Origin of the sequence: Anabaena sp. FACHB-1391, assembly GCF_014696755.1 — a bacterium.
Classification (GTDB): domain Bacteria; phylum Cyanobacteriota; class Cyanobacteriia; order Cyanobacteriales; family Nostocaceae; genus Dolichospermum; species Dolichospermum planctonicum.
In genome coordinates this window covers 22448-29697 of sequence record NZ_JACJQS010000048.1, presented here as the reverse complement: position 1 = coordinate 29697, position 7250 = coordinate 22448, and the positions used below count along the sequence as shown (strand labels likewise).

The 7250-nt window shown below is 36.8% G+C and carries 9 protein-coding genes; 2 read left to right on the top strand and 7 right to left on the bottom strand.

All coding sequences use genetic code 11. From position 1 onward, the window contains the following. A partial coding sequence (locus tag H6F62_RS18435; RefSeq protein WP_190372663.1) for a TaqI-like C-terminal specificity domain-containing protein occupies window positions 1-2271 on the top strand: 2271 nt, incomplete at its 5' end. Window positions 2272-2372: 101 nt separating this feature from the next. On the opposite strand, the gene H6F62_RS18430 is transcribed toward H6F62_RS18435, so the two are convergent. The 6 genes from H6F62_RS18430 to aat form a co-directional block, all read right to left on the bottom strand. Further along, window positions 2373-2657: a hypothetical protein gene (locus H6F62_RS18430; protein ID WP_015083498.1), complete on the bottom strand. Its 285-nt coding sequence runs from the start codon at window positions 2655-2657 to the stop codon at window positions 2373-2375. After that, on the bottom strand, window positions 2647-2943 hold the full coding sequence (locus H6F62_RS18425; RefSeq protein ID WP_190372662.1) for a BrnT family toxin: 297 nt from the start codon (window positions 2941-2943) through the stop codon (window positions 2647-2649). Before H6F62_RS18425 ends, H6F62_RS18430 begins: the two co-directional genes overlap by 11 nt. 280 nt (window positions 2944-3223) lie before the next feature. Beyond that, the gene (locus tag H6F62_RS18420) at window positions 3224-4441 is read right to left on the bottom strand and encodes a DUF4336 domain-containing protein (protein WP_190372661.1); all 1218 of its coding nucleotides are present in this window, start codon (window positions 4439-4441) and stop codon (window positions 3224-3226) included. 153 nt (window positions 4442-4594) lie between these two features. Next, on the bottom strand, window positions 4595-4798 hold the full coding sequence (locus H6F62_RS18415; protein ID WP_137906935.1) for a hypothetical protein: 204 nt from the start codon (window positions 4796-4798) through the stop codon (window positions 4595-4597). 12 nt (window positions 4799-4810) lie between these two features. Beyond that, complete coding sequence (gene def / locus H6F62_RS18410) at window positions 4811-5374, bottom strand: peptide deformylase (protein ID WP_028083309.1); 564 nt, start codon at window positions 5372-5374, stop codon at window positions 4811-4813. A 388-nt stretch (window positions 5375-5762) separates the two neighbouring features. Further along, a complete protein-coding gene (gene aat, locus H6F62_RS18405) occupies window positions 5763-6338 on the bottom strand; it encodes a leucyl/phenylalanyl-tRNA--protein transferase (protein ID WP_137907030.1) in 576 nt (191 codons plus the stop codon). 117 nt (window positions 6339-6455) lie between these two features. On the opposite strand from aat, the gene H6F62_RS18400 reads away from it, so the two are divergent. Beyond that, a complete protein-coding gene (locus tag H6F62_RS18400; RefSeq protein WP_028090093.1) occupies window positions 6456-6785 on the top strand; it encodes a hypothetical protein in 330 nt (109 codons plus the stop codon). 63 nt (window positions 6786-6848) lie between these two features. Here the strand turns inward: H6F62_RS18400 and rpsN are convergent, their stop codons facing one another. Then, on the bottom strand, window positions 6849-7151 hold the full coding sequence (gene rpsN, locus H6F62_RS18395) for a 30S ribosomal protein S14 (protein WP_190372660.1): 303 nt from the start codon (window positions 7149-7151) through the stop codon (window positions 6849-6851). Window positions 7152-7250 lie beyond the last annotated feature (99 nt).

Here is a 7250-nt window from a genome sequence, read left to right as displayed (position 1 = left end):
GTTTGTCAATTTTTTGGTGTGAAACAAGCTAAGAATTTTTTAGAAAGATTTGGTATAAATGCGATTAATGCTAAGTTTGAAAATATGAATGCTGCTGATATTGCGGTATATGAAGAAGCGAGAAGGTTGTTTGACCAACAGCGGTTTTTTCATTGGGATTTGGAATTTCCAGAGGTTTTTATTGATTTAGAAAGTGCTAGTTGGAAAGAAAATTCCGGTTTTCATGCTGTGAGCGGAAATTCTCTTATTGGTACAACTGCGCGAGAAGCAGAAGCGAATATGATGAAGGAAGAAAGTGGCCAATTGAGTTTATTAACAGGTCCCTTTGTGGGGTTGTTACGTGCTGCGGAAATTATGCGCGGTGTGAGTACATTAAGTGATGCAACTTTTGCGGAAGTGGAAACCAGCGAGAGGTTATTTAAGGAATTTGATCAGGCTGCGAAACCTTTTAAAAGGTTATTAGATATTTATGTTTCTCAATTTTTTGGTGTGAAACAAGCTAAGAATTTTTTAGAAAGATTTGGTATAAATGCGATCAATGCTAAGTTTGAAAATATGAATGCTGCTGATATTGCGGTATATGAAGAAGCGAGAAGGTTGTTTGACCAACAGCGGTTTTTTCATTGGGATTTGGAATTTCCAGAGGTTTTTATTGATTTAGAAAGTGCTAGTTGGAAAGAAAATTCCGGTTTTCATGCTGTGATCGGAAATCCACCTTATGGAGATATCTTAGATAAAAAATCTAAAGATTATTTAATTACTCTAACTGGAATAAAAACAGGTGGAAGAGCAGAAATTTACACTAATTTTATATTATTATCCACACATATTACAAAATCTTATGGATATCAGTCATTTATTATCCCTAATACTTGTTTAGATGGATTCCAATTTAGTGGTTTTAGAAAGATTATTAGCAATTCTATAGAAATAGTTAATATTGTGGACTTTAGAAACAAGAATGTTTTTAATGACGCTGAAGTTATGACAATGATTATTGTTCTTAAAAAGATTGTAAATACTCAACAGCTATATTATCTAACTAAGTATGATATTTGGGATGAAGATAATCAAAGTTTTTCCATGGAAAACATGAAAATTTTGATAAATTCTGAAAATCCTTGGCGCTCTTTTAATGCAATTATATCAAAAATTGAAAATGCAAATATTTGTGTAAAGTTAGAACCAGAAATAGCTACTTGTCATGATGCAGGAGTAGATTATAAGTGGAAAAATGTAGGCTGGCAAAATCGAGGAGAAAAAGTTTCATTATCTGAATTATTATTTTATCATGGAAAAATAAGAAATCAACATGATTATCAATTATTAAAAGGAGAAAATATAAATCGGTATTCAATAGAATATCAAGATAACTATTTAATTCATGATTTTGAAAAGTATAAAAATTCTCAAACTGTTGTTGCTGTTTATCTTGATTTAAATATTGTACCTACTAAAATTATCAGCCGTCAAACTTCAGATTCAATTCAAGCATCAGTAGATTATCAACAATTTATCACTTCTAAATCTATTCATACAACAATTGTTAAGGATGCAAATTATTCTGCTTGGTATATTATTTGTATTTTAAATAGTAAATTATTAACTTATATTTATCGTTGTCAAACAGGAGAAAAAGGTAGAACTTTTGCTCAAGTTAAATTATATGATTTACGTCCGCTACCTATCCGTCAAATCTCCTTCATAACTCCCGCAGAAAAACGTCAAACTTATCTAGAAAACACAATTAACCTTTACCAACAATATCAAATCAATCATAACCCAGATATCCTACTTACCCAAATTGATCACCACCTCAACCAACAACCAGAAGAAGCAGACGTAATTCATGACTTCCTCGCATATTTAGCCGAACAAATGATAGAATTAAATAAACAAAAACAAACAGAAATCAAAGGCTTTTTAAGATGGTTAGCCAGATTAATCGGTACTGACATTGATAATCTTACCAATAAATCTAAAATTCAAAATTATTTAGGTGATTATTATAAACAAAAACAAGCAGACAACCATTTAACTCTTGACGAATTAATTGATATTCTCAAGAAAAACAAGAAAAAACTAAAAATTGATATCAGCGGTAGAAAAGAACAAGAAACATTAGCCAAAGAATATCAAGCCAGCTTAAACACACTCCTACCCATCAAAAAACAACTAAAACAATGTGATTGGTTAATTGATGAAATCGTTTATAAACTATATAAATTAACTCCAGAAGAAAAAGCGATCATTGAGGGAGAAAATAGTTAAAAAATTCTAATTAAAAAATTCAGATTACCAGCTTAAGGAGAAGTGCGTAACTGGCTTAATTCCCTTCTCGATTGAAGAATCTGAAAATTTTAAACGTTTTTCTATTTATTAACAACTTCATTTAATGCTTCATGAATAATATCATCACTCACACCATGTCGTTTTAAACTAGCAATTAAAGCATTAACTGTATTATTTTCTAACTTTTCTAAATCTGCTCTCATTCCCTGTCCAATATATGCTCGAATCAAAGGTTGATAACCAGAAAAACCAAGTATGGGTGCAAGTTGTTTCAATTCTTCTACTACATCTTCTGGTATTCTTAGCGTAACCGTAATCATGGGGCGATTTTTGTCTAAGCGTTGTTTTAATGTTTCAATCTTCATAATATTCTCGCTCCTTTCGTGTGGCTTTACGGGCTGAAATAATTCTGATTACATCATCTTCAAATTCGATATGGACTACAAATAAAAGATTCCAACGGGTATCTAAACCAATGATGGCATCTCTGGTTTCATCATTGCGACTAGCATCTACTATTTTGATGAATGGATCAAAAAATGCCTCTGCTGCTTGTTTAAAGGTTATGCCATTATGTTTACTAAGGTTATTTAGACTTTTTTCCTCGTTCCAGACGAAGGTAATACCATTCAATACAAAATAGACATCCATAATGATAGACTGCTATATTTACAATGTCAAGACAGTAAGTTATATTTATATCATGTACATCCCCTAAAACAAGATTTGTGTCGCATTAGTGAAGCTATTGTTAAAAAAATTACGAAATTTGAAACTAAAACTATATGAATCCATATCTTGAACTTTTAAAAACGGACTTTCGAGAGTTTTGTACTAATCTTTACATCAACTAAATACACGATATTTTTACCAGTGCTGGATTTCTTAAAGTAGAGCCAAACCTATGTAATAGTGGACAAAGACAATCATTTTATACCCTCTCCCGCGCAGGTGGGACAATACCAAGCTTATTCAAACCCGCATCAATATCTCTCAACAATTTAAAATCATCCTCCGGTAAAAGATAACTATTACTACTAACAAAACCTCCAAGGGGTTGTGTTTCTAAAAACCCAAATGCTTGACGAAATTGTTGCGGTTCTGCCTTAATTGGAGCATCAAAATGACAGGGAATTAGCCATTGAAAATCCCAACTAGCAACTTTATCAGCCCAATTGATAGTTTCCTGGGGTGCGCGATTTAAAATCAAACGTTGTAAAATTGGCGCAACAAATATGCGTCCATTCCCTCGCAAAATATCAAAAGAATCTTGCCAATTTTCCCGCCATTGAAAGGGAAACAACCCAAAATATGCCTTTTTAGACCTTTCTGGGGCTTTTTGGGCATCCCGCCATATTTGACTCCAGGTAGGTACTTTCAAGGTACTAGGACTGAAGTAAAAGGCAAATAATGTTACTCGCTGCCACCCTTTGAGGCGATTGGCTGGGGTATCTAAAACCATGTCAAAAGCTTGATCTTTGGCGTGGTATAATAAGGGATAGGGGTCAAGTTGGACAATTGCTGGTGGTTCTGCTGGTACTGAAACTATAGTATCTGTAACTAAGAGCGTGTGCGATCGCTTATGGAAAAAAGCCACTTCTGCAAACTTACCCAAACCGAGATCAATAGGTCCGAGGATTGCATAATCAAAATCCTCAGCGAAAGGGGCTTCCTGGCTATTTTCAGGTAATATCCGAGTCCGTTTATCAGGTAAACCCAACCAACTCAAAGGCAAATTTAAGGGAAAACTCCATTGTCCCGGAGCAACAAATATCTGTGCATTGGGAAAGCGTCGCGCAAACGGACCTACAAATACCTTATGTTCTATTCCTGATATCGTCGGCAATATAATATACTTAATATCACCATGTTTTGTGACTAATTCATTTAGTAATCGGGTACATTCTCCTGTGGGTGCAACAGGTGCATAAACTAGTAAACCGCCCTTTTCTAGCTTAATTACAGTCATGCGAATTGGCACAACTACATAAAAAATTCCCTGTAATTGGTCGAAGGTCCAAATAGTATCTTTAATAACTTCTTTACGAATAGTGCGACGTTGACCATAAGGATAAATTGGCACAACAGGCCAAAACTGCCAGGAAAAATCCTGGGCATGAATTTGTTCTATACTCTCATTTTCCACCACTGTCTGAACCTCCACCAGTCCCCAATAATTTCCATTTCTCCCTTGCAGGGATTGGTTTTACTTAGTCAAAATACTACATAGTAAAAATAAAAGGTAAAAGGGTGAAGTGTGCATTCCTCATTCATCCTCTTACCTTTTTCATATACCTGATGCTTATTTCATATTAGCCCGTGCATCCCTAACTGCGGCAATAAAAAAGAATGCGGTAAGAGGAATGCTCAAAGCTAAGATAATGGCAGTGGTTTGGAAGCCAAAATCTGGTTCTCCATAACTCAGTTCAAAAACCGAACCCACAGCCGCAATGGCTGTTACACAAGCACCACCTAAAAATAAACCGCTTTTTGGAGTTAAATACACTACTAGACCACCCTATGCTACTGGTTTGACTGCTTGATATGAAAAGCCATTTTTAGATAACTCCTGGGCTAAAGTCAAGGAATTTTCTACACGATCTACAAATACCACGCCATTGAGGTGATCTAATTCATGTAAAATACAACGACCAAGTAAATCATCAGCTTTTAATGTTTGCGGACGGCCATACTCGTCTTTATAGGCTATTGTCACCTCTTCTGGACGTTTTACATCTAAAAAGACGTTGGGAATACTCAAACACCCTTCCTGAGCCACACAGAGCTTACTACTCACCTGTTTAATGGTAGGGTTAATTAATACTAATGGCGCGTGGGTGGGGTCATCGGGTTTACAATCAATAACAATTAGCTGTTTATTAATACCAACTTGAGGTGCAGCCAAACCAATACCATCTGAGCTATACATAGTTTGCAGCATTTCGCGCACTAGTTGGCGGAGTTCATCATCTATTTTAGTCACACGCTTTGCTGGTTGACGCAAAACCCGATCTCCTAAGTAGTGCATTTGCAAAGGTGGATTTTTTAACTTCTTCTTCTCGACAGCAATATCAGAGGGCATGGTTCTTGATGGCTTTATAATGAATAATCTAGTTTGATTCTATCGTTAGTGGTCAGTTGACAGGGGACAGTTGACAGTTGACAGGGGACAGTTGACAGGGGACAGTTGACAGTTGACAGTTGACAGTTGACAGGGGACAGTTGACAGGGGACAGTTGACAGGGGACAGGGGACAGTTGACAGGGGACAGGGGACAGGGGACAGTTGACAGGGGACAGTTGACAGGGGACAGTTGACAGGGGACAGTTGACAGGGGACAGGGGACAGTTGACAGGGGACAGTTGACAGTTGACAGTTGACAGTTGACAGGGGACAGTTGACAGTTGACAGTTGACAGTTATTCGTTTTTGAACAGGAATTTTTACTAATTACCAAGACTAAACTTCAAGTTAAATCAAATAACAAGGAAGTTGCAAGGCCTGTTTCAGTAAAAGATGATATTCACTATTACTGATATTATAAGCGCCAAATCTAGATAAATGGGGATTCATCATTTGGGCATCAAATAGCAAAAATTTCCTTTGACGCAATCTGGCTACTAATTTCACCATTGCGACTTTAGAACCTTCGGAAATGTTGAAAAACATGGATTCACCAATAAAAGCACCACCAATCACAATTCCTAAAATTCCCCCGGCTAATTGATCACCAGACCAGGTTTCAAAACTATAAGCATATCCCGACTTGTAAAGTAACCAATATATCTTTTCTAATTCTGGAGAAATCCAAGTTGTGTCACGATTAGCACATCCAGCTACCACACCCAGAAAGTCACGGTTAATTGCTACAGTGAACCGTTCTTGGTTGAGAACTCGCTGTAATGACTTGGGATAGCGAAATTTTTCATCCAAAGGAATTAAAGTTCGTTCCCGACTTTCATACCATCCCAGATGATTATTCTCATCAGCCATGAGAAAATAACCTTGGGCATAACCGCGAATAATAGCACTAACATCATATTCCATAATTGAGTGAATCATCCAAAAAATCCCCTTCTGAACGCAATGGACTGTTATCAGTGTTCCTTTGCGAACTTTTAAGAGACTAACCTGGTAAACAAAATCTATTTAAAATATACAAACATGACTCAAACAATTCCACCCATTACCCTACCACCTTCGGAAAATCCCCAGCAAGAAGGAGAATGGTTACAACAAAACTTACTACATTGGCTTGATAATGAGTTTATTCCTGAAGCAATCAATCAAAATATTGCTCAACGCGCATCACAGATTTTTGTTAGACAACGCATGGAAGGAGAAAACGACTTGGGTTCTCTAGTAATTGCCATTGTCACAGAAATGCAGTGCTATGATTTTTCTAAAAGCTTTTTTGGAGAGTTTGCGATCGCCAACGCCGTTAGCGATCTACTATTAGATAGCCTGGGAATTGATCATTGTTGTGGTCAATAGGATCGGAGTTATTGGTCAGTGGTTATTGATCATTAGTCATTACAACTGACCACTGACTACCAACTACCAACTAGACTTAACAACACCAGGTAAAAGACCTTCATGGGCCCATTCTCTAAGCACGTTCCGAGATAGTCCAAAATCACGGTATACACCTCTAGGACGACCGGTTAACCAGCAGCGGTTATGTTTGCGTGTAGGCGCACTGTTACGGGGTAACTGTTGAATTTTGCGGTGAACTTCTAGCTTCAGCAATGGAGATGGTGCTGTTCTGAACTCTTCTAATAGTGCTTCCCGCTTTTCGGCGTATTTCTCCACCATTTTAGCGCGTTTCTTCTCGCGCTCAATCATACTCTTCTTTGCCATGAATTCCCTAATTTAATTAAAGACACCATTCCCCATTGTACACCCTCCTGGACAATTATAGGGAAAATAGGAAAATTTCCACAACCGATACTCCCAAAT

What these genes read in the sequence shown, in the direction of transcription:
- H6F62_RS18425 (WP_190372662.1), bottom strand. Translation starts at nt 2,943, where the DNA reads ATGGATGTCTATTTTGTATTGAATGGTATTACCTTCGTCTGGAACGAG.
- H6F62_RS18430 (WP_015083498.1), bottom strand. Translation starts at nt 2,657, where the DNA reads ATGAAGATTGAAACATTAAAACAACGCTTAGACAAAAATCGCCCCATG.
- H6F62_RS18400 (WP_028090093.1), top strand. Translation starts at nt 6,456, where the DNA reads ATGACTCAAACAATTCCACCCATTACCCTACCACCTTCGGAAAATCCC.
- aat (WP_137907030.1), bottom strand. Translation starts at nt 6,338, where the DNA reads ATGGAATATGATGTTAGTGCTATTATTCGCGGTTATGCCCAAGGTTAT.
- def (WP_028083309.1), bottom strand. Translation starts at nt 5,374, where the DNA reads ATGCCCTCTGATATTGCTGTCGAGAAGAAGAAGTTAAAAAATCCACCT.
- rpsN (WP_190372660.1), bottom strand. Translation starts at nt 7,151, where the DNA reads ATGGCAAAGAAGAGTATGATTGAGCGCGAGAAGAAACGCGCTAAAATG.